At 64.4% G+C, this 20,200-nt stretch carries 20 protein-coding genes; 14 read left to right on the top strand and 6 right to left on the bottom strand.

Annotation, left to right across the window (positions count from 1 at the left end):
* Window positions 1–27: 27 nt before the first annotated feature.
* The 14 genes from FYC77_RS14145 (at window position 28) to FYC77_RS14080 (ending at window position 13,737) form a co-directional block, all read left to right on the top strand.
* Window positions 28–774, top strand: coding sequence for an SCO family protein (locus FYC77_RS14145; protein ID WP_149082143.1), 747 nt, complete (start codon window positions 28–30; stop codon window positions 772–774).
* Window positions 775–776: 2 nt separating this feature from the next.
* Window positions 777–1,337: a TlpA family protein disulfide reductase gene (locus tag FYC77_RS14140; RefSeq protein ID WP_149082142.1), complete on the top strand. Its 561-nt coding sequence runs from the start codon at window positions 777–779 to the stop codon at window positions 1,335–1,337.
* Window positions 1,334–2,014: a cytochrome c biogenesis CcdA family protein gene (locus FYC77_RS14135; protein WP_149082141.1), complete on the top strand. Its 681-nt coding sequence runs from the start codon at window positions 1,334–1,336 to the stop codon at window positions 2,012–2,014. Before FYC77_RS14140 ends, FYC77_RS14135 begins: the two co-directional genes overlap by 4 nt.
* A 369-nt stretch (window positions 2,015–2,383) precedes the next feature.
* Window positions 2,384–2,806 (top strand): universal stress protein, encoded by a 423-nt coding sequence (locus FYC77_RS14130; RefSeq protein WP_149082140.1) that lies wholly within the window; start codon window positions 2,384–2,386, stop codon window positions 2,804–2,806.
* 439 nt (window positions 2,807–3,245) lie between these two features.
* Window positions 3,246–6,467: a bacterio-opsin activator domain-containing protein gene (locus tag FYC77_RS14125; RefSeq protein ID WP_149082139.1), complete on the top strand. Its 3,222-nt coding sequence runs from the start codon at window positions 3,246–3,248 to the stop codon at window positions 6,465–6,467.
* Window positions 6,468–6,717: 250 nt separating this feature from the next.
* A complete protein-coding gene (locus FYC77_RS14120) occupies window positions 6,718–7,416 on the top strand; it encodes a helix-turn-helix domain-containing protein (protein ID WP_149082138.1) in 699 nt (232 codons plus the stop codon).
* A gap of 90 nt (window positions 7,417–7,506) precedes the next feature.
* Window positions 7,507–7,689, top strand: a complete 183-nt coding sequence (locus FYC77_RS14115; protein WP_149082137.1) for a hypothetical protein — start codon at window positions 7,507–7,509, stop codon at window positions 7,687–7,689.
* Window positions 7,690–7,874: 185 nt separating this feature from the next.
* Complete coding sequence (locus tag FYC77_RS14110) at window positions 7,875–8,228, top strand: HalOD1 output domain-containing protein (RefSeq protein ID WP_149082136.1); 354 nt, start codon at window positions 7,875–7,877, stop codon at window positions 8,226–8,228.
* 66 nt (window positions 8,229–8,294) lie between these two features.
* Complete coding sequence (locus tag FYC77_RS14105) at window positions 8,295–8,609, top strand: MTH1187 family thiamine-binding protein (protein ID WP_149082135.1); 315 nt, start codon at window positions 8,295–8,297, stop codon at window positions 8,607–8,609.
* A 239-nt stretch (window positions 8,610–8,848) separates the two neighbouring features.
* On the top strand, window positions 8,849–9,052 hold the full coding sequence (locus tag FYC77_RS14100; protein ID WP_149082134.1) for a heavy-metal-associated domain-containing protein: 204 nt from the start codon (window positions 8,849–8,851) through the stop codon (window positions 9,050–9,052).
* A gap of 94 nt (window positions 9,053–9,146) precedes the next feature.
* Window positions 9,147–10,079 carry a methenyltetrahydromethanopterin cyclohydrolase gene (mch, locus tag FYC77_RS14095; protein WP_149082133.1) on the top strand — a complete coding sequence of 311 codons (933 nt, stop codon included), beginning with the start codon at window positions 9,147–9,149 and terminating at the stop codon, window positions 10,077–10,079.
* A gap of 2 nt (window positions 10,080–10,081) precedes the next feature.
* Complete coding sequence (locus FYC77_RS14090; protein WP_238386958.1) at window positions 10,082–10,615, top strand: hypothetical protein; 534 nt, start codon at window positions 10,082–10,084, stop codon at window positions 10,613–10,615.
* A 429-nt stretch (window positions 10,616–11,044) separates the two neighbouring features.
* Window positions 11,045–13,273, top strand: a complete 2,229-nt coding sequence (locus FYC77_RS14085; protein WP_149082132.1) for a CDC48 family AAA ATPase — start codon at window positions 11,045–11,047, stop codon at window positions 13,271–13,273.
* Between the two features lie 224 nt (window positions 13,274–13,497).
* The gene (locus tag FYC77_RS14080) at window positions 13,498–13,737 is read left to right on the top strand and encodes a hypothetical protein (RefSeq protein ID WP_149082131.1); all 240 of its coding nucleotides are present in this window, start codon (window positions 13,498–13,500) and stop codon (window positions 13,735–13,737) included.
* A gap of 124 nt (window positions 13,738–13,861) precedes the next feature.
* Here FYC77_RS14080 and FYC77_RS14075 read toward each other — a convergent pair whose 3' ends face one another.
* The 6 genes from FYC77_RS14075 to FYC77_RS14050 all read right to left on the bottom strand — a co-directional run bounded on the left by FYC77_RS14075 (window position 13,862) and on the right by FYC77_RS14050 (window position 20,190).
* On the bottom strand, window positions 13,862–14,782 hold the full coding sequence (locus tag FYC77_RS14075) for a DMT family transporter (RefSeq protein WP_149082130.1): 921 nt from the start codon (window positions 14,780–14,782) through the stop codon (window positions 13,862–13,864).
* Window positions 14,783–14,967: 185 nt separating this feature from the next.
* On the bottom strand, window positions 14,968–15,333 hold the full coding sequence (locus FYC77_RS14070; RefSeq protein WP_149082129.1) for a DUF7344 domain-containing protein: 366 nt from the start codon (window positions 15,331–15,333) through the stop codon (window positions 14,968–14,970).
* Between the two features lie 225 nt (window positions 15,334–15,558).
* Window positions 15,559–16,932: an ABC transporter ATP-binding protein gene (locus FYC77_RS14065; RefSeq protein ID WP_149082128.1), complete on the bottom strand. Its 1,374-nt coding sequence runs from the start codon at window positions 16,930–16,932 to the stop codon at window positions 15,559–15,561.
* Complete coding sequence (locus FYC77_RS14060) at window positions 16,929–18,212, bottom strand: ABC transporter ATP-binding protein (protein ID WP_149082127.1); 1,284 nt, start codon at window positions 18,210–18,212, stop codon at window positions 16,929–16,931. Before FYC77_RS14060 ends, FYC77_RS14065 begins: the two co-directional genes overlap by 4 nt.
* The gene (locus FYC77_RS14055) at window positions 18,209–19,204 is read right to left on the bottom strand and encodes an ABC transporter permease (RefSeq protein WP_149082126.1); all 996 of its coding nucleotides are present in this window, start codon (window positions 19,202–19,204) and stop codon (window positions 18,209–18,211) included. Before FYC77_RS14055 ends, FYC77_RS14060 begins: the two co-directional genes overlap by 4 nt.
* Entirely contained in the window at window positions 19,201–20,190 is a 990-nt protein-coding gene (locus FYC77_RS14050; protein WP_149082172.1) for an ABC transporter permease, read from the bottom strand. Before FYC77_RS14050 ends, FYC77_RS14055 begins: the two co-directional genes overlap by 4 nt.
* Between the last annotated feature and the right edge of the window lie 10 nt (window positions 20,191–20,200).

The raw sequence follows: 20,200 nt of genomic DNA, 5'->3' as shown, positions 1-20,200 counted from the left end.
TTTGATCGCTCCACCCTACCGTCCGATATGGAACGCCGAACGTACCTCCGAGCGGCGGGGGCCACAGGAGTCGCGGGGATCGCCGGCTGTCTCGACAACGTCGGGTTCGTCGGCGGCGACGGCCGAACCGCACTCGGCTCCCCCGAGGAACCACGCGGGGACCCCTCCCACCCAACCCACGGCGACGAGTTCCCCTCGTTTTCCCTGCCGGATCCGCTCTCGGGAGAGACCGTATCGCTCGAGGACATGGTGGGCGAGCGAGCCTTTCTGATGACGTACTTCTTTACGGCGTGTCCCGACGGCGCCTGTCCCGCGTTGCTCTTGCGTCTCCGCCGGACCCAGGAGGACGCGATCGAACGCGATTACGAGGACGACATCGCGCTGCTCGCGATGACGTTCGATCCCGAGCGGGACACGCCGGAAGTCTTAGCGGAGTACGCCGGCGAGCGCGGGATCGACCACGAGGCCGACAACTGGCACTTCCTGCGACCCGAAAGCTACGAGGACGGCGAGCAGCTACTCGACGACACGTTCGGCATGCACATCGAACGGGTCGAAGACGACGACGAGCTCGACGACCACGGTCAGGAGGACCACGGTACCGATCACGAGGACCACGACCACGGCGAGTACACGTTTATCCACTACAACCTGATCATGCTGGTCAACGACGACGGAATCGTCGAGCGATCGTATCCAAACGCCGTCCAGCAACGCGAGGAAGTGAGCGTCGAGGCGATCGTCGAGGACGCCAGAACGGTCGCACAACGATAACCATGCGTCGACGGGAAGCTATCGCCGGAGTTGCGAGCGCAGGCGTAGTCGCCGGTGCCGGTGCCCTCGCGGTGTTCGGCGTCCCGTCGGTCGACGAACTCACCGGCGAGGACGTCGAACGCGACCCGCTCGAGATCGAGACGGTCGACGCGCCGGGGAGCGAGGCCGGTCACGTGCTCGTCCCCGCCGCCGATCGCCCGACGTTCGTCGACATCTTCGGCACCTGGTGTCCGCCCTGTATCGAGCAGATGCCCGCTCTCGCCGAGGCGTACGAGCGAGTCGGTGACGACGTCCTCTTCATGTCGGTCACCAACGAGACGGTGGGCGAGACCGGTTCGATCACCGAGGACGAACTTGTCGAGTGGTGGGACGACAACGGCGGGAGCTGGACGGTCGGACTCGACCCGACGGCGGAGCTGACCGAGCGCTACCTCGCCGGCGGCTATCCGACCGCTGCCGTGATCGATCCCTCCGGTCGGGTCCGCTGGTCCGACGACGGCGTCAAGACCGCCGACGAACTCGTCGACCGAATAGAGGACGCACTCGCGGCTCGGGACCCATGATCGGGGCGGACACGACGTTCCTTCTGACGCTCGCGTTCGCCCTCCAGGCCGGTTTTCTGACGTTCTTCTCCCCGTGTGCGTACCCGCTGTTGCCCGGCTACGTCGGCTTCTACGTCAGTCAAACCGAAGGAGAGGACGCCTCACTCGGCGGCTCGCTCACCCGCGGGCTGATCGCCGGCGGCGGCGTCCTGGTAACCCTCGCCGCCCTATTCGGGTTAGCGTTCTGGGTCGGCCACTCGACCATCTCGAACGTCGTCCTCTTCGAACCGATCGCCGGTGCGCTCCTGTTGATCTTCGGCGTACTGGTCGTACTCGGTCGAGCACCGTCGCTGTCGGTCGCGCTTCCGAAACGGCGCTCGAGCGTCTTCGGATTCGGGATCTTCGGCGTGGGGTACGCGCTGGCCGCGGCGGGCTGTGTCGCCCCGCTGTTCGGCGCGGTCGTCGCCAGCGCGCTCACGTATCCGCCGGCGACGGCCGCGCTCGTCGTCGGAACCTACGTCGGGAGCGTCACGCTTTTGATGGTCTCGCTGACCGTCGCGACCGGGATGGGTCTGGTCGCGAGCACGGGCAAGATCATGGCCTACAGCGATCACTTGGAACGCCTCGCCGGTGTCGTCATGATCCTCGCCGGCATCGGACAGCTTTACCTCGCGGTCGTCGTCCTCGACGTGATCTGACCGGAACGCTATCCAGTGCGACCACGGGACTTGCCACAGGGATCGACGGACAGGTGACCGTCCGAGACGGCGGTCCGTCGAGTATTCTATTACACCATCACTTAATCCAACGTTCGTTGACAATTCTTTATGCCGCGAGAGCTCGTATCCCGTCTTACGTGAGCAAACGCGCTGTCCGAGCTGTCTCGAGTTGACGGATGAGGAAGTCGATCGAAACGTCACTGATTCGGGGCTCGAGCGGACGTTCGAGCGTGACGACTGCGGCCACCGGTGGTCCGTTTTCTTCTGATTCGTCGAGGGGGTGTCGTGTATCCCCAGCACCGGCAAGTCGGGGACGTATTCGGCCGTCGACCGAACGTCCGAACAGTGATGTACCAAGATCTCCTGCTCGCCACCGATGGGAGCGACGGTGCTCGACGCGCGACCGACCACGCGCTTGCGCTCGCGGATCGCCTCGATGCGACGCTCCACGTGCTCTCGGTCGCCGAGGAGGGACCACACAGTTCGGAAAAACGGGACAAGATGCGGTCCGACCCGGAAGGCGAAGCAATCGACGTCGTCGAGACGGTCGAACGGACGGCGACGGCCGAGGGGGTCGACGTGCGGACGACGGTTCGCCACGGCGTGCCACAGGAGCAGATTCTCGAGGCCGCGACGGCCTCCGGTGCCGATCTGATCGTCGTCGGGACGGTCGGACGGAGCGGGCTCGACCAACTGATCGTCGGCAGCGTCGCCGAGGAGGTCGTCCGAAACGCGCCGGTTCCCGTGGTAACCGTCAGGGAGGGGACGTAGACCGCCACCCGAGGTGCGTCCACCGGCTGCAGACGACCGTTTGCCCGCTGACCGAATAGCGTGCGGACCGGCGGGGGAGGAGCCCAGGCTGATGGCCGACCGACCGAAGACGGCCCCGAACTGACGGTCTGCCGGTGGAGACGATCACCGACTGAGAGTCGGTGGGGGAGAGGCGAACCTCCCACTGACAGCTGATGAGCGGAGAGGCGAACACCCCACTGACAGCCGATGAGCGAAGAGGCGAACCTCCCACTGACAGCAGATGAGCGGAGAGGCGGGCTAATTGGCGGAGAAACGATCTCGGCCCCGATCGTAATCCAGGATTACTGAATCGTACCGTGACGATAATTTTCTCTGCGGGCAGGAAATCGAACCCCACCGTGGACACCCGGTTCGACTCGAGGCGCGGGTGGTCGCTCTCTCAGGAGGTGTTCGGACCGTGAGCGACGACGCCACCGCCGTCGCCGCCGGCACCCCGGGGGTTCTCGTCGTCGGCGACTCGCCGGCGGTCGCCGCCGCCGCCGCGGCCCTCGAATCGGCGCTGGGGGCCGATTCGGTGTGGCTCGAGCCGTCGACCGACGGCGCACGGGACCGACTCGAGTCGGACGACGTGCGGTGTGTCGTCTGCGAGTTCGACTCGTCTGCCGACGGATCGGTCTTCGACGAGATCCGCGACGGCGCGAAAGCGGTCCCGATCGTCGCCGTCGCGGATACGGACGCTCAGACGGCGGCGATCGAGGCGGGTGCGACCGACGTCGTCGATCCGGCGACGCCGTCGCCAGTCGCCGTCACTCGCGTCGGGAACGCGGTGAGGGGGGCTCGACTCGACGAGCGCGAACCGGATCGCAACTACCGACGACTCCTCGAGTACGCGGACGTTCCGCTCGTGGTCGTGACGACCGACGGCACGATCACGTACGCAACCCCGGCCGTCGACCGCCTCGGCTGGACGCCCGACGATCTCGTTCGATCGGCTCTCCCGGGTCTCGTCCATCCCGACGATCGCGACCGGGTACGCGAGGTGGTTTCGGGCGTCCGCGACCGGCCCGTCGGCTCGACCGAGACGGTCACCTGTCGGCTGCACACGGACGACGGAGCGTGGACGGTCGTCGAGTTGACGGCGGTCGATCGCCTCGAGGACCCGGACGTCGAGGGAGTGATCACGACGATCACGGTGGCGCCGGAGGTCGGAGACGAGACAGTCGAGACGGCCCTCGAACACGTCGGCGACCCGTTGTTGGTTCTGGGCGAGCGGTGGGAACTCGTCCACTGGACCGACGCCGCGGGCCGATTGCTCGAGGGAGAGCCGGAGCCCGGAACCGTCCTCTGGTCGGTTCTCCCGGACGACGTTCGTGAGCTGTTCGCCGATCGACTCAGGGAGTCGGCCGCGACCGGCGACCCGGTCGCGTTCGAGACGAGCCACCCGGTGTTCGACGCGCCGCTCGAGGTGACGGCCTACCCGGACGACGGGGGGATGTCGGTGGTCGCACGCGAGAGCTCGGGCGGGGACCGCTCGCGGGCCGACGCCGAGACGTCCCTCCGGACGGAAGCGAACCGACTCGCACTCCTCGAGGACGCGATCGACGGAGTCGTCGACGGCGTGGCCGTACTCGACGGAACGACCGTCGAACTCGCCAACGCTTCCTTTCGGGAACTGGCCGACGACGACGTGCTGATCGGTCGGAGCGTCGACGACCTGTTCGACGCCGACCTCGCGGCCCGGATCCGGAAGCGACTGGAGTCGCCCCTGTTCAGGTGGATGGAGCCGGTCTCCGGCGACCTCGCGGTCGGTGACGGGCGCGCGGTCGACGTCTTCATCACGCCGCTGGACGACGACGCTCGGGCAGTCTGCACCGTCCGTGACCGGCGGCGATCGGGGGCGACGCTTCGCTCGAGCGTCCTCGACGCCGTTTGCGACCTCCGTCGGGCCGACACTGCCGTCGAGATTCGACGGGCTGTCGCGGATGCAGTTCTCGGTGGTGCCGACGCCGAGTTCGCAGCCTGGTACCGGGTCGACGACGGCGTCCTCGAGCCGGCAGCCGTCGCGACGACCGGCTCAGACGACCGACTCGACCTCCCGGCGGTCGCCGTCGACCGAACCGAGATCGAACCCCTTCTCGACGCGGGCGAGGCAATCGTCTCCGACGGCTCCACGCTGGAACCGCTTCTCGAGCGCTCCGGCGTCCGGGCCGAACGCGTCTTCGTCCTGCCGGTCGACAACGAGAACCTCCTTCTCGCCACGACCGCGAGACCGCTCGGCTTCGCGTCGCTCGAGGTCGACGCGGTGGAACCGCTCGCCGACGCGGCGTCGGTCGCACTCGAGGCGCTCGAGCGTCGCCGTCGGCTCCGGACGATCGGTCGTGAACGCGACGTGTACGAGGCACTCGAGGGGGACTCGGAACGGCTCCGTGCCGAGGTGCGCGCGATACTCGCGGCCGAAACCAGAGACGACCTCGAGCAGCGCGTCTGCGAGGCGGTACGCGAAGTCACTCCCGTGGGGACGAGCGGATCGATCGGCCTCGTCTGGATCGGCCGCCACGACGTCGGCGCAGAGACGGTGACGCCGTCGACCTGGGTCGGCGACGGCGGCGAGTTCCTCGACTCGCTGTCGGTGCCGGTCGATCCCGACCTGGGGTTCGTCGGCCGAGGGGGTCGGTCGGACGTAACGGGGAAGAAACCGTCGGGCGTGACAGGGGAGAAGTCGCCTGACACGACGGCGGCAGAACCGTCGGACGCGACGGTGGCGATCGACCTCGAGAGGGAATCGAATCGCCGGACCGGCGACGGGGAGCCCTGGCGGGAGGAACCGCTCGAGTACGGCTATCGGAGCGCTCTGCTCACGCCGATCGAGTACGGTGAGTTCCGGTACGGAACGCTCACCGCGTACGGTGATCGGTCGGGGCTGTTCGACGATCGAGTTCGGAGTCGTTGTCGCCACCTCGCGACGGTCGCCGGCCACGCGACGGTGGCGCTCGAGCGGAAGCGAGCGCTGCTCTCGGAGTCGGGTGTCGAACTCGAACTCGTGGTCCGCGACGAGGACGACCCGCTTCTCGCGACCGCCCACCATCTGGAGACGGAGATCACCGTCGGGACGGTCGTTCCCGGATCGTCCGGCGGGTCGACCGTCTACTGCACGACGGCGCTGGACGACGCCGACGGAGACGACGGTGCCGACTCACTCGCGGGCGTCGACTCGATCTGCCGGATCGGGACGGATTCCGGCGTCGAACTCGTCGTCCGCGAGGAAACGATCGCGGACCGAATCGCCGAGCACGGCGGCGCGTTGCGTTCGATCGAACCGGCCGGCGATCGGACGCGTCTCGTCGTCGAACTGCCGAACACGATCGCAGTGCGTGGATTCGTCCGAATGCTCGAACGCAGCTATCGGGGGGTGAAACTGGTCGCCAGACGCGAACGCACTGGGTCCGACGCTCGGCGTCGGTCGTTCGACGCCGAGTTGCGGGACCGACTCTCGGATCGACAGCTTCGCACGCTCGAGACGGCGTACTACAGCGGCTTCTTCGAGTGGCCCCGGGAGAGTACCGGCGAAGAGGTTGCGGGGGTGCTCGGTGTCTCTCAGCCGACGTTCAGCCGGCACTCACGGATAGCCCAGCGAAAACTGTTCGAACTCCTGTTCGACGAGCGAGGCGACGGGGAATAAGCGACTGTTTCGGAGTTTACCGTCCATTACCAGGTCTCGTTCGGGGCCAACTCGTGGGGTAATTGCTTGTTTCGTTCGCCAGCCGACGTTCAGAATATCGGACGGATGAATACGTATTGAGCCATCGTGGCTGTGATTTTGCTATCTAGCGCCCACGTCCAGATAGCCACGGCCTAATCACTCGATCGATGAGCGTGTCACCGGTAACGGACGCTTACGGAGAGGCGACCGGACGGAGCGAGGTGGATCTGTGAGCATCGAACTCGCCGAGACCGAACGCGAACGATCGACGGTTCTGGATCGGTCCGACGGCGGAATCGTCGCGCAGGTTCGACTCGATCACCCCGACCTCGTCTTGCGATCGTCCCTCGAGCGGGCTCCTGACGTCACCCTCGAGCCCGAGTACTGGACGACCGACGAGACGGGCCACACCCTCCTGTTCGTCACCGCACGGGGGGCGGAGTTCGGCGGGTTCGAGGCCGCCCTCGAGACCGATCCGACGATCCGAGAGCCGATACTCGTCGACCGGTATCCCGACCGGCGGGTGTACCGGGTCACGCTGACCGAACGGGCGCTGACGTTCACCGCGAGTACGGCCGAAGTCGGCGGCCGGCTGCTCGAGGTCTCGAGTTCTCGAGACGGCTGGCTCGTCCAGCTTCGGTTTCCGAGCCGGGACGCACTCGTGGCGTTCAACGACGCCTGTCGGGACGACGGCGTGTCGGTGTCGGTCGAACACCTGCGAGTCTCCGACGACGGCGACGACGGCGTCGTAGCGCTGACCGAGAAACAACAGGAACTGCTCGCGGTCGCCTACGAGGAGGGCTATTTCGACGTGCCGCGTGGGATCTCACAGGACGAGCTCGCCGACCGTCTCGGCGTCTCGAAGTCCGCCATCTCCCAGCGACTCCGTCGGGCAATCGCCGAACTCTGTGCCGCGTCACTCGCCTGACCGCCACCGTGGGGCAGCATCGACATCCGCACCTGAGTGTGTTCGTATCTCCCCACCAACCTTTTTGAGCCTCACGCACACCGTTCGAATATGCTTCGAGCACTGGTCTCCCGCGCCCGCGAGTGGATCGCAGTCGACGATCCCGAGGATCGCATCGAGGGATCGGGTGAGCCGATCATGTCGCCGAAAAATCGCCGATCGCCGGAGGCCCAGCGCGTACTCCGCGAGTCTCGAGACCTCGAAGAACGCCACGAACGACGGGACGAACCATGACGAGTCGACTCCCGAGGGGCCGGTTCCGACGCTAACGTGAAAGGACTCATCCGAGCCTCCGGTAGTGTTAAAATACAACTACTAGTCCGAATTTTAGTTCACGTTTGTCTACCGTTTGACGTTGCGGTTCGTTTTTATACTCCGATACAGTACCAACGGTAGACGATCGACGACAGAGGATCGAAATGCAAACAGAACGTTCTCCCACCCACGACATCAGCGATCTACAGTACGACCAGCCTAACGATCGGTACGTCTTCCACCACGATGGCGACGGTACCGCGACGATCACGACGACGATCGTCCACGCCATCGCGTCGATCGCGGACATCGACGTCTCCCAGGGCGAGTTTTCGCTCTACGACAGCGTCGACCCCGACGCGCTCGATCGGCTCTTCGGCAAAAAGGCCGACGGCACCGAACGAACCGGCGGGCACGTCGCGTTCACCGCCTTGGAACACGAGGTGTACGTCTACGCGAACGGGGACGTGATCATCTACCCGCCCTCGGCGTCGGTGGACCGGCCGACTCGCGACTAGTCGGGACCGACACACAGTCCCCGATCATGGTACATTTTAGGCTCCCGCGCGTTCTCAGTGGCAACCATGACGGTAGTCGCACTACTGAGCGTCGCACCGGTGATCGAAGACAGTATGTCGGACGAGGTCGCGAAGGCCGTCGACGCCCTCGAGGCCTACGACGTCGAGTACGAGACGAACCCGATGGGGACGGTGATCGAGACCGACGAGATCAGTGAGCTGTTCGCCGCCGCACAGGCGGCCCACGAGGCGGTCGACGGCGACCGCGTGAGTACGGTGTTGAAGATCGACGACAAGCGGACGAAGCAAACGTCCGCTGCGGAGAAGGTCGAGGCGGTCGAAGAACACCTCGGCCGAGCGGCGACGAGCGATTCCGCGTAATCCGACCGAATCGTCGAACTCCGCCGAAACGAGGACTGACACGGATTCCTGCCCCGATGGAACGGTGCACCCGCCCCAGGGGTCGCGGCTGCGCCCGAAGTGACTGACACGACACTGTATGATGGGTCCCGATCCGAACGGTCGACCGGACACCTGTCAGTCAGATCCGACCCGCAGACGCGCGCGGATACGTGATCGATCATAATCCGTATCACTCGTCGGGGCCAAGTAGGGACGTCATGACGGAGACGACCATCGAAGTAGACGGAATGGCGTGTGAGGGCTGTGAGAACACCGTCACCGACGCCCTCGAGTCCCTCGAAGGCGTCTCCTCGGTGACGGCGAACCACGAGGCGAGCGAGGTTCGCGTCGTACACGAGGAGACGCTCGTCGACGAGTCGTCGATCGCCGATGCGATCGAGAACGTCGGATACTCCGTGTGAACACTGCCCATACTATCGGGGCGTAGGACCATAGTCGGACGGTGGTCAGACAGAGACTGACAAACGGTTTTAGGTCGGAGGCTGAAGCGACACCATGGAGAGTCTCAACCGAATGGCGATCGAACTGGTCGACGAGGCCCTCGAGTATGCCGAGGAGCTAAACGTCGGCGGATACGACCTCGAAAACGACGCGACGGTGCTCGATTTCGGCCTCGAGTTCGACGGCGGTATCGAAGCCGGAATGCTTCTGACCGAGATCCAGACCGCCGGGATGGCGACGCCGAGTTACGACCTCGGCGAGATCAGCGACGCGCCGATCCCCTACGTCTCGCTCTCGACCGATCAGCCGGCGCTCTCGCTTTTGTGCTCGCAAAAGGCCGGCTGGGAGCTGACGACCGAGGACTTCGAGGGGCTCGGAAGCGGGCCGGCCCGGGCGCTCGTCGCCGAGGAGACGGAGTTCAGACGCATCGGATACACGGACGCGTTCGACCTGACGGCACTGGCCGTCGAGACAGAGGACGTACCGACCGAGGCCGCCGCCGAACAGGTCGCCGACCTCGCGGAGGTCGAGACGAGCAGCGTCTTCTTACTCCCCTACTCCACCGCGAGTATCGCCGGGAGTATCACCAACGCGGCTCGAGCGGCCGAACTTGCGACGTTCAGATTGACGGAACTCGGGTACGATCCCCTCGATATCGTCTCGGTGACGGGACGTGCGCCCGTCCCACCGGTCGCGGGCGACGAACGGACGGCGATCGCCCGGACGAACGACGCGATCGCCTACGGCGGAACGGCCCACCTCACCGTTCGGGAGGACGCCGACCAGTTCGAGTCGGTGTCCTCGACGGCAGCCGACGCACACGGACGACCGTTCGGCGAGATCTTCGACGACCTCGAGTGGCAGTTCGAGGAGGTTCCCTCCGATCTGTTCGCCCCGGCGAAGGTGACCATCGACGTCGTCGGCGGCCCGACGTACGTCCACGGCGAGACGGACGAGAGCCTGCTCGCCGACTCGTTCGATCTCTGAGCGTGCGATTCAAACCCGTTCCGGAGCCGCCCGACGGTCTCGAGGCCGTCGCTGGCGTCGCGGCCGCGGTTCCGGCCGAATCGAACGCTACGGCGAGCGACGCCGACTGCTGTTCCCGGCTCGTCGAACGAACCGACGTCGAGGGCCGCGAGGCGGCCGCAACCTGGCTGACGTTCCTCCGAGCGCTCGAGTTGGTCGAGACGGAACGCGACACGTATCGGCGGACGGCCAACGACGTCGATCCGGAATCGCTCCGGACCGCGTTCCGGAGCCGCGTTCGCGACGTTCCGACCGTCCTCGAGGTACTCGAGGACAGTACGACTGGGCTGGAGGTGGCGACAGTGACCAGGCGGGTTCGCGACCGCTCGACCGAGCGAACGGTGGGGCGCTCGCACCGCGAACCCGACGACTGCGCGGAGTGGGCCGTACGCGTCGAACGCCTGCTCGAGTGGGCGACCCTGTTCGGGCTGGTCGAGCGGACGGGCGACGGGAACGGTTCGACGGTCCGGTATCGACGCGAGAGGGCCGACCGGTAGCCGATCTCCGTTTGCTGTGTCCCGCATCTCCCAACCTATGGCGAGGTGTACCGATAGGACACGACCAGCGGGAAAGAGCACGCGACCGAAGCGGTCGAGACCGTCTGTTTCGACCCCGACGACACTCGGTACGTACCGTCTGCCGGGTGGATCGTCCTCGGGCGTTCGGCCGAATCGGTGTCGGCCTCCGCTGGATAATCGGAGACTACCACGGTCGACACCGCAACTGTGTCCAGAGAATACGATCGTAGCGGATCGCTCTGTTCAGTTCCTCCGAGACGTGAAAAGGCTGCGAAACCCACCGAAGCCGACACTCCTATGTATCGTCCAGTCGAACTCTGATATGGTAGCATCTATCACAGGTTGAGCGAGCAAAAAACCTATCCGATCACGTATCGGAGTCACTGACATCCCCGTTTAATCCGAATCATGAACGAAGTTCAACTGGAGGTTGCGAAGGCGTACCCGAACGACTCGGGTCGTGGTATCGCCCGACTCGACCCGGACACGCTGTTGCATCTAAAGCTGAGTCCGGGCGACATCATCGAGATCGAAGGTGCGGATACGACCGCGGCGAAAGTGTGGCGGGCCGACCGGCAGGACTGGAACACGGACACCGTTCGAATCGACGGCTTCACGCGCCAGAACGCGGACGTCGGCATCGGGGAGCGCGTAACGATCCGGAAGGCCGAAGCGACGAAGGCGGATTCACTCACCCTCGCACCCCCCGAGGAGGCGTCGGTCCAGTTCGGTTCCGACGCCGCCGGCATGGTGAAACGCCAGATCCTCAAACGGCCGGTCGTCGGCCGCGACATCGTCCCGGTGATGTCCTCGACGAACCACCCGTTCATGCGATCGCCCGGCCAGGCGATCCCGCTTATCGCGGTCGAAACCGACCCCGAGGGAGTGGTACTCATCACGGAAGATACAGACGTCGAACTCCGAGAGGAACCGATCAGCGGTTTCGAGAAGACCGGTGGCGGAATTACCTACGAAGACATCGGCGGCCTGCAAAGCGAGATCCAGCGGGTTCGGGAGATGGTCGAACTCCCGATGAAACACCCCCAGATCTTCAAGAAGCTGGGTATCGAACCGCCACAGGGCGTCTTGCTCCACGGCCCGCCGGGGACCGGGAAGACCCTGCTCGCGAAGGCCGTCGCCAACGAGACCTCCGCTTCGTTCTTCTCGATCGCCGGCCCCGAGATCATCTCGAAGTACTACGGGGAGTCCGAACAACAGCTCAGAGAGATCTTCGAGGACGCAAGCGAGGAGTCGCCCGCGATCATCTTCATCGACGAACTCGACTCCATCGCGCCCAAACGTGAGGACGTCACCGGCGAGGTCGAACGCCGCGTCGTCGCCCAGTTGCTGACGATGATGGACGGCTTAGAGGCGCGGGGACAGGTCATCGTCATCGCGGCGACCAACCGCGTCGACAGCGTCGACCCTGCGCTTCGCCGGCCGGGTCGGTTCGACCGCGAGATCGAGATCGGCGTTCCCGACGAGACTGGCCGCGAGGAGATCCTCCAGATTCACACCCGCGGGATGCCGCTTTCGGACGACGTCAATCTCCCCCACCTCGCCGACGAGACCCACGGTTTCGTCGGTGCCGACATCGAGAGTCTCACCAAGGAGGCGGCGATGAAGGCGCTCCGACGATACCTCCCGGAGATCGATCTCGACGAGGAGGACATCCCGCCGAGTCTGATCGACCGGATGATCGTCAAGCGAGAGGACTTCCGCGGTGCCTTGAACGAAGTCGAACCCTCGGCGATGCGGGAGGTACTCGTCGAACTGCCGAAGATCTCCTGGGACGACGTCGGCGGCCTCCACGACGCCAAAGATCAGGTCAAAGAGTCCGTCGAGTGGCCGCTGAACAACCCCGAACGGTTCGACCGGTTGGGTATCGACCCGCCGGCCGGCGTCTTGCTGTACGGCCCGCCTGGCACCGGGAAGACGCTCATGGCGAAAGCCGTCGCCAACGAGACGAACGCGAACTTCATCTCCGTGCGCGGCCCGCAACTACTCAGCAAGTGGGTCGGCGAGTCCGAGAAGGCGATCCGTCAGACGTTCCGTAAAGCCCGACAGGTCTCGCCGACGGTGATCTTCTTCGACGAACTCGACGCCCTCGCACCCGGGCGGGGCGGCGAGGTCGGCTCGAACGTCTCCGAGCGCGTCGTCAACCAGCTCCTGACCGAACTCGACGGATTAGAGGAGATGGGGAACGTGATGGTCATCGGCGCAACCAACCGTCCCGACATGATCGACCCGGCACTCCTTCGTTCGGGCCGGTTCGACCGTCTCGTCATGATCGGCGAACCCGACGTCGACGGCCGCGAACGGATCCTCGATATCCACACGGAGAACACGCCGCTCGCGGCGGACGTCACCCTCCGTGAAGTCGCGGAGATCACCGACGGCTACGTCGGCTCCGATCTCGAATCGATCGCCCGCGAGGCCGCGATCGAAGCACTTCGCGAGGACCACGAAGCCGACATCGTCGAGATGCGTCACTTCCGTCAGGCGATGGAGAACGTCCGACCGACGATCACCGACGACATCTTGGATTACTACGAACGGATCGAAGAGGAGTTCAAAGGCGGCTCGAGGGGACCGGACCCGACGGGCCGTCGGGACAGTCGCATCGGTTTCCAGTAACGACTCGTTTCTCTCCCGTACGCTCTTCGTACCTGCGTTCCAGTTCCGGACGGTTTCCAACGACAGACGAACCGGCGAGCCCACACGACGGGAGAACGACCGTATTCGAGTAAATTGTAGTCAAGCGATCATAAACGGTCGTATCCGTATATACCGACGTGTGGGCGAGAACGCGTGTATCGATGTCGGATTCCCCGGCGCCAGGCGATCGAGGGTCGTCTTCGGTGAGCGGTCCACCGGTCGAGAGTGAGAACGACGATCGACGAAAGATGCTCGAGCGGGTCGTTCCGACTCTCGCCGAACCGATCCGTCGAGCGGGGTTCTGGACCGCAATCGTAGCTCCGTTTCTGTACTTTCCCGTGTTGTTCAACGGGTTAGGGACGTGGCTCGAGTTGCTCTTCTTTCTCGGTTTGCTCTCGGTGAACGTCCTGGCACTGTACGTCGGCCACACCTACCGTCGCTAATCGGCGTTGGCGTGGCCGACTGCTGTCACTGACCGGCGTTGGCGTAGCCGCCGGCTCTGGAGTGTCTCCCCTACCGTCTCCACTGACCGGCGTTGGCGTAGCCGCCGGCTCTGGAGTGTCTCCCCTACCGTCTCCACTGCCCGGCGTGTACGAGTTCCGCCCGGAGCGCGCGTCGCTTGACGATGACGAACCCGAGTACGATGAACCCGAATCCGACGAGCGTCGTCGTATCGACGACTTCACCGAGGTAGAGCCAGCCGACGACTGCCGTGAACACTGGGGCGACGTAGGAAACCATGTTGATCTCGACCGCGCCGAGACGCTCGAGCAGGTCGAAGTAAATCAGGAAGCCGATCGCGCTCGCGACGACCGCCAGATACGCGAGCGCGCCGATCGCTTCCGGATGTGTCCAGGACGAGGGATCGATCGGCTCTCCCATCGCGATGCTGACGGCGTGCAAGAGGAGTGCGCCGCCGATCATCGACCAGGCCTCCATCGTCTCGATAGGGAGATCCGAGTCGAAGCGCCTGGTCAGGACGCCACCGAGAGCGAACGACGCGGCGGCACCGAAGATCAGTAGTTTGGCGACCACGTCGGTCGAAAACAGATTCGACGGATCGGGCTGAGTGATGACGGCGACGCCGACGAGTCCCAAGAGGACTCCGACGACCCCGACCGCCGACAGCGCGTCAGTGGGCATCAACGCCCGGGCGAACCCGGTCGTGAGGACTGGCGACAGACTGATGATGATCGCCGCGGCAGCCGCAGTCGTGTTCTGTTGTCCGACGAACAAGAACACGTGGTAGGCGGCGATCAGCAAGATTGCACCGACAGCCACGACACCCCACTCGTCTCGTCGGCGTGGTCGCCATCGATCAGCCGCGTAAACGGCGTACGCGAACATGAGTAGCCCGGCAACGTCGTATCGAAATGCGGCGAAAAGAACCGGGGGAAAGTGTCGGAGTCCCGCACTGATCGCGACGAATGCGGACCCCCAGAGAGCCGCGAGTATCACGAACAACCCGACGTTGCGAAACCGGTTCACACCGATGCTCACTCCGGACTAATCCTATATATTTCGATTCGAAACGTGCAACGTTTCCCGGTGACGAGACGTGTTCACGACCGAAGGACATCGCTCGAGAACGGGCACGCGGCAGTCATACGGTCTGCTCCGACTGACTGCTGGTCGTCGTGTGACCGGTCGGGACAGACGGACAGCGGTCCGTATCAGAGTGCCGGTCGCTGACGGATCTCGGGAACCTCCTCCGTCTGACGGAACTGCTCGAGCAGCGGTTTGATGTCATCGAACCCGTCGTCGAGTACGATGTCACCGCTGCGAAGGTCGTACTCGATGATGTCGTAGTCCGCGAGACGCGGGAGGTGATTGTGGACCAAGGATACGTAGATTCGCTGTCTGGTCTCTTTCTCGATGGTCCCCGCCGGTTCGTCCAGCTCCCAGGCGGCCACCTGTGAGATGAACTCCTCGATGTTCGCCCCGCGGTCCTCGGCGAGGAGATACAGCAGATACCGGCGCTCGGACTCGGCTAACAGGGAACAGGCAGCCTCCATTCGGCTTGCACTCGTCCGGTCCATACAGACACGAGACGCGTCGGGGTATTACACCTGCTGCCAACATGGATAGGTCGGAATTCGGAGATTTTCGTCGACGCTGATCGGTGTCTCCGGGACGTACCGGCTCACGGACGAGTCTCCGCGGCAACTTCCCGTTCAGTGGGCGGGTGGAGAGACACCCGGAACGACCGCGACAAGTTTCGATCTGATCCGACGGCTGTCGTCTGGCCTAAGGGTATATCCGTATCAGTTCGGTCCCGCCTGGTCGCCCCGCTCGTCTGTCCCGGACGTCGACTCGGGGTCGTCGTACAGGTGACACGCGACCGGGTGATGTCCGTCGCCGAGTTCCGGATTTCGTCGTTCGCAGACGCTCTCGTACGTCGAAGCCAGCCGCTCGGCGGCTGCATCCCAGTCGGCTGACGCCAGGTGTGCGAGCGCCTCGTCGACGACTGCCTCGTGTCGACCGGATAGGTCGGACTCGAGCAATCGCCCCTTCAACTCGGTGACGAACGCTCGCGTCTCGCCGGCGTCGAAGTCGTCCTCACCGAGCGACTCGAGGGAGACGTCCCGACGTTCGATTCGCTCGCGGAGGTTCACGATCGCACGGTACTCGTCCTGATCGATAGCGAGGTCGTCGGGCGGGATCACCATCGGACACCGGGTTCGAAACCGGCAGCCGCTCGGTGGATCGCGGGGAGAGGGCACGTCGCCCGAGATCGTCTCGCGATCCCGGTCTCGCTCTGCCGTCGTCGCCCGCGGTACGCTCTCGAGCAACGCCTCCGTGTAGGGGTGTTTCGGTTCCTCGAAGATGGTTTCGACGGGGCCGATCTCGACGATCTCGCCGAGGTACATGACGGCGACCCGGTCGCAGATGTGACGGATGACCGAGAGATCGTGGCTGATCAGCAGGTAGGTCAGGTCGAACTCCGTCTGGAGGTCTTCGAGCAGGTTCAGCACCTGGGCCTGCACGGAGACGTCGAGTGCCGACGTCGGCTCGTCGAGAACGAGGAACTCCGGCTCGAGCGCGAGCGCGCGAGCGATGCCGATCCGCTGGCGTTGACCGCCGGAGAACTCGTGGGGGTACCGGTCGAGCTGGTCGGCCGAGAGACCGACGCGTTCGAGCAGGTCGCGGACGCGTTTGCGCCGTTCGGCGTCAGTGTCGACGTCGTGAACGTCGAGGGGCTGTCGGACGATCTCACCGACCGTCATCCGAGGATCGAGACTCGAGAACGGGTCCTGGAAGACGACCTGTGCCTCCCGACGGAACTCGTTCAGTTCGTCCCCGCCGAGGTCGTAGACGTCACGTCCCTCGAACTCGACGCGACCATCGGTCGCCTCCTGGAGTCGGAGGAGCGTCTCGCCCGTCGTGGACTTTCCGCAGCCGGACTCACCGACCAGGCCGAGCGTTTCGCCGCGGTGGACATCGAAGCTGACGCCGTCGACGGCGCGGACGGCGACCGGCTCGCCCCCCAGCAGACGGTCGAAGACGGAGTCGTTCTCCCAGAAGTACTTGTGGAGGTCGTCGACCCGCACGAGCGGCTCGTCGACACTCCTCTCGTCGGTCGTCTTCCCCCCGTTCGCACCCGTTCCGTCTGCCGTACTCGCGTCGTCCGTACTCACGGGCGGTCACCTCCAGGCTCGTCGACCGGTTGCCGCGGTGGGTTGCCGGGGCCGGTGGACTCGTCGATATCCGTTCCAGGGTCGGCGTATGCGTCCGCGGTCGGACGCTCTTTCCCTCCGAAGTAGTCCGCCGGCAGCGCGCGGGACTCGTCGTACTCAGTCTCCGTGAGGACGCAGCGAACCTCGTGATGATCGCTTCCCGGCGCGTCGAACTCCGGCGGATGCTCGAGACAGTCCTCCATGGCCTTCGGACAGCGATCGGCGAACTGACACCGGTCGTCCATCTCGTGGTCGAGCAGACTTGGGACGTTCCCAGGGATCGGCTGGAGACGCCCACCCGCGCGCTCGAGGTCGGGAACCGAACCGAGCAGCCCTTCGGTGTAGGGGTGGACGTGGCCGTCGAAGACGTCCTCGAGCGTCCCGCGCTCGACGATCTCGCCGGCGTACATGACGCCAACCTGGTCGCACATGCGTGCGATAACGCCGAGGTTGTGTGTGATCAACAGGATCGTCATGCCCGTCTCCGCCTGGAGCTCGTCGAGGAGGTCCAGGATCTGGGCCTGGATGGTGACGTCCAGTGCGGTCGTCGGCTCGTCGGCGATCAGCAGATCCGGCTCGCCGGCCAGCGCCTGCGCGATCATCGCCCGCTGGAGCATCCCGCCGGAGTACTCGTGTGGGTACTCGTCGGCTCGTTCGACCGGGTCGGGAATGCCGACCAGCTCGAGCAGTTCGATCGCCCGCTCGTGACTCGCCTCGGAGACGTACCGCTGGGACGGAAGAACCGTCGATAGGAGGTAGTTTCCGAGCGAATACTCCCGCGTTCGCGCCCGCGTCGATCGCGGGTTCGCGCTGGCCCGGCGCTGGACTTCGACGGCTTCCGCGAGTTGCTCGCCGACGGTCAGCGTCGGGTTGAAGCTACTTTCCGGGTCCTGAAAGATCATGCTGAACGATGTCCCGCGAAGCGATCGCCTGACGTCGTCGGAAAGCGCGAGCAAGTCGACGAACTCGCCGTCGACCGCGTCCGGATAGTCCCCTTCGACGTCCTCGACGAGGTCTCGGTTTCGATACCAGATCTCGCCGCTCGTGATCTCTCCCGGCGATTCGATCAGATTCATGACCGAACGAGCGGTGACGCTTTTACCGCTGCCGCTCTCGCCGACGATCCCGAATATCTCGCCGCGTTCGATCCGAAGATCGAGGTTCGAGACCGCGTTTACCTGTCCCTCCGTCGTGAAAAACCGGGTCGAAAGATCGTTTACTCGAAGTACATCTTCTGTCATCGTCCTTCTCCCTCGATGTTTGGGTCGAGTGCGTCCCGGAGCCAGTCGCCCAGCAAGTTGACGCTGATCACTGCCAGGACGATCCCGATCCCCGGAAGCATCGAGACCCAAGGTCTGGTTCTGAGGACGTCCTGGCCTCGTTCGATCTCGTACCCCCAGGAGAGCGTCGTTCCGGAAAAGCCAAGATACGCAAGCGATGCCTCCAGGAGGATGATCACCGCGACCTGAATCGTTGCGAGCACGATGATCGGCGTCAGGCTGTTCGGGAGGACGTGTTTCAACAGGATCGTCCGGTTGCTCGCCCCGAAGCTGCGTGCCGCCTTGACGTACTCTTCGTTCCGGATCGACAGTGCCTCGCCTCGGGCGACCCGCGCGAACCATACCCAGGTGACGAGGCCGACGACGATCGTCACAGTTCCGGGGATCGGTATCGATTCGGGCATCCCCTCTGCCAGTCCGGCCCGGACGATCGGATCGGGGACGTAAAATGGCGACTCCCCGAACACGCCGATAAGCGCAAGTGCGAGTACGAGCGCCGGGAACGCCAGCATGACGTCTGCGATACGCATCAGACCGTCGTCGATCCGGCCGCCGTAGTATCCCGCAACGAGCCCGACCGGAACCCCGATCGCGACTGCCATACTCGTTCCGAGGAGTCCAACGAGCAACGAGACTCGCGCCCCGTAGAGGAACCGCGAGTAGACGTCTTGTCCGACGTTGTTCGTTCCGAGGACGTGTTCGCTCGAGCCCTGTACCGTTACTTCACCGATTTCACCGTCCGCCGCGACCTGCGTCGTATATTCGTGACCAAGCGGAGGATACTCCGCACCCTCCTCCGTGTAGTGGCCCGTCCGAGTTGGATCGTGAGTAGCCAGAACCGGGGCAAACATCGCCATAAAGAGAATCGAAAGCAACAACACGAGTCCGATTTTCGGGAGTAAACTCTCGGAGAACGTCTGTTTCAGGTTCGATTTGACTCTCTTGGAAATCATTCGTCGCTCACCTGTGGGTTGAGATAGGCGTACAGTGCGTCGACGACGATGTTGATCGAGACGAACGCGATGGCGATGAAGACGACGATCCCCTGCATGAGCGGCCAGTCTCGCGCATCCAGTGCGTCGATGAGTCGGAGTCCGAGACCGGGCCAGTTGAACACCGTTTCGGTGATGACCGCACCACCCATCAGCGTCCCGATCTGGAGACCGAGGACAGTGAGGATCGGAATCATCGTATTTCGAAGCACGTGTTTGTACCGGACGAGGACCGCGGGCAGTCCCTTCGCCTGACTCGCCGTTACGTAGGGTTTTCCGAGCTCGTCGACCATTCCACTCCGGGTGAGGCGGGTGATCAGCGCCGTAAAGTACGTTCCGAGCGTGATGGCGGGAAGCGCGATGTATTTCAGCCACGTGAAGATATCGCTCGGGGAGCCGGTCTGGGCGAGTGTAAGGACTGCCGGACCGAACCCGACCGGTCGTCGACCCGTTGGAAAGAGACCGGCCCACACGCCCAGAATGAGAATCAACATCAGTCCGAGCCAGAAGTTCGGCGTGGAGATCCCCAGCAACGAAAACAGCGTCGCTCCGTAGTCGGAGGGCTGGTTCCGTCGCGTCGCCGAAATAACGCCGAGCGGGATCGCGATGACGATCGCGACAATCGTTGCGGCCACCGCGAGTTCGATCGTCGCCGGAATGCGTTCGATGACCATCGCCTCGACCTCCCTGTTCGATTGCCAGGAGTAGCCGAAATCACCGACGACCATCCCCTGAAGGTAATCGAAGTACTGTACGTAGATCGGTTCGTTCAATCCCTCCTCTTCTCTGACTTGCTCGACGAGTGCCTGCGTCGCTCCCTCGGCAAGCATCAGGTTCGCCGGGTCGCCGGGCGACACCGCCCTGAGCCCGAACATGATCGTGATGACACCCCAGATGACGAACACACCCTGAAGTATCCGCCGTACGAGGAACTTCCCCAGCGTCATTTGAATGTAG

The organism is Natrialba swarupiae (assembly GCF_008245225.1).
GTDB lineage: Archaea > Halobacteriota > Halobacteria > Halobacteriales > Natrialbaceae > Natrarchaeobius > Natrarchaeobius swarupiae.
Note: the sequence above shows the minus strand (reverse complement) of the source record. Positions and strands in the feature narration are given on the sequence as shown.

What these genes read in the sequence shown, in the direction of transcription:
- FYC77_RS14130 (WP_149082140.1), top strand. Translation starts at nt 2,384, where the DNA reads ATGTACCAAGATCTCCTGCTCGCCACCGATGGGAGCGACGGTGCTCGA.
- FYC77_RS14100 (WP_149082134.1), top strand. Translation starts at nt 8,849, where the DNA reads ATGACGGAGACGACCATCGAAGTAGACGGAATGGCGTGTGAGGGCTGT.
- FYC77_RS14115 (WP_149082137.1), top strand. Translation starts at nt 7,507, where the DNA reads ATGCTTCGAGCACTGGTCTCCCGCGCCCGCGAGTGGATCGCAGTCGAC.
- FYC77_RS14135 (WP_149082141.1), top strand. Translation starts at nt 1,334, where the DNA reads ATGATCGGGGCGGACACGACGTTCCTTCTGACGCTCGCGTTCGCCCTC.
- FYC77_RS14050 (WP_149082172.1), bottom strand. Translation starts at nt 20,190, where the DNA reads ATGACGCTGGGGAAGTTCCTCGTACGGCGGATACTTCAGGGTGTGTTC.
- mch (WP_149082133.1), top strand. Translation starts at nt 9,147, where the DNA reads ATGGAGAGTCTCAACCGAATGGCGATCGAACTGGTCGACGAGGCCCTC.
- FYC77_RS14085 (WP_149082132.1), top strand. Translation starts at nt 11,045, where the DNA reads ATGAACGAAGTTCAACTGGAGGTTGCGAAGGCGTACCCGAACGACTCG.
- FYC77_RS14110 (WP_149082136.1), top strand. Translation starts at nt 7,875, where the DNA reads ATGCAAACAGAACGTTCTCCCACCCACGACATCAGCGATCTACAGTAC.
- FYC77_RS14070 (WP_149082129.1), bottom strand. Translation starts at nt 15,333, where the DNA reads ATGGACCGGACGAGTGCAAGCCGAATGGAGGCTGCCTGTTCCCTGTTA.
- FYC77_RS14055 (WP_149082126.1), bottom strand. Translation starts at nt 19,204, where the DNA reads ATGATTTCCAAGAGAGTCAAATCGAACCTGAAACAGACGTTCTCCGAG.
- FYC77_RS14140 (WP_149082142.1), top strand. Translation starts at nt 777, where the DNA reads ATGCGTCGACGGGAAGCTATCGCCGGAGTTGCGAGCGCAGGCGTAGTC.
- FYC77_RS14105 (WP_149082135.1), top strand. Translation starts at nt 8,295, where the DNA reads ATGACGGTAGTCGCACTACTGAGCGTCGCACCGGTGATCGAAGACAGT.
- FYC77_RS14060 (WP_149082127.1), bottom strand. Translation starts at nt 18,212, where the DNA reads ATGACAGAAGATGTACTTCGAGTAAACGATCTTTCGACCCGGTTTTTC.
- FYC77_RS14145 (WP_149082143.1), top strand. Translation starts at nt 28, where the DNA reads ATGGAACGCCGAACGTACCTCCGAGCGGCGGGGGCCACAGGAGTCGCG.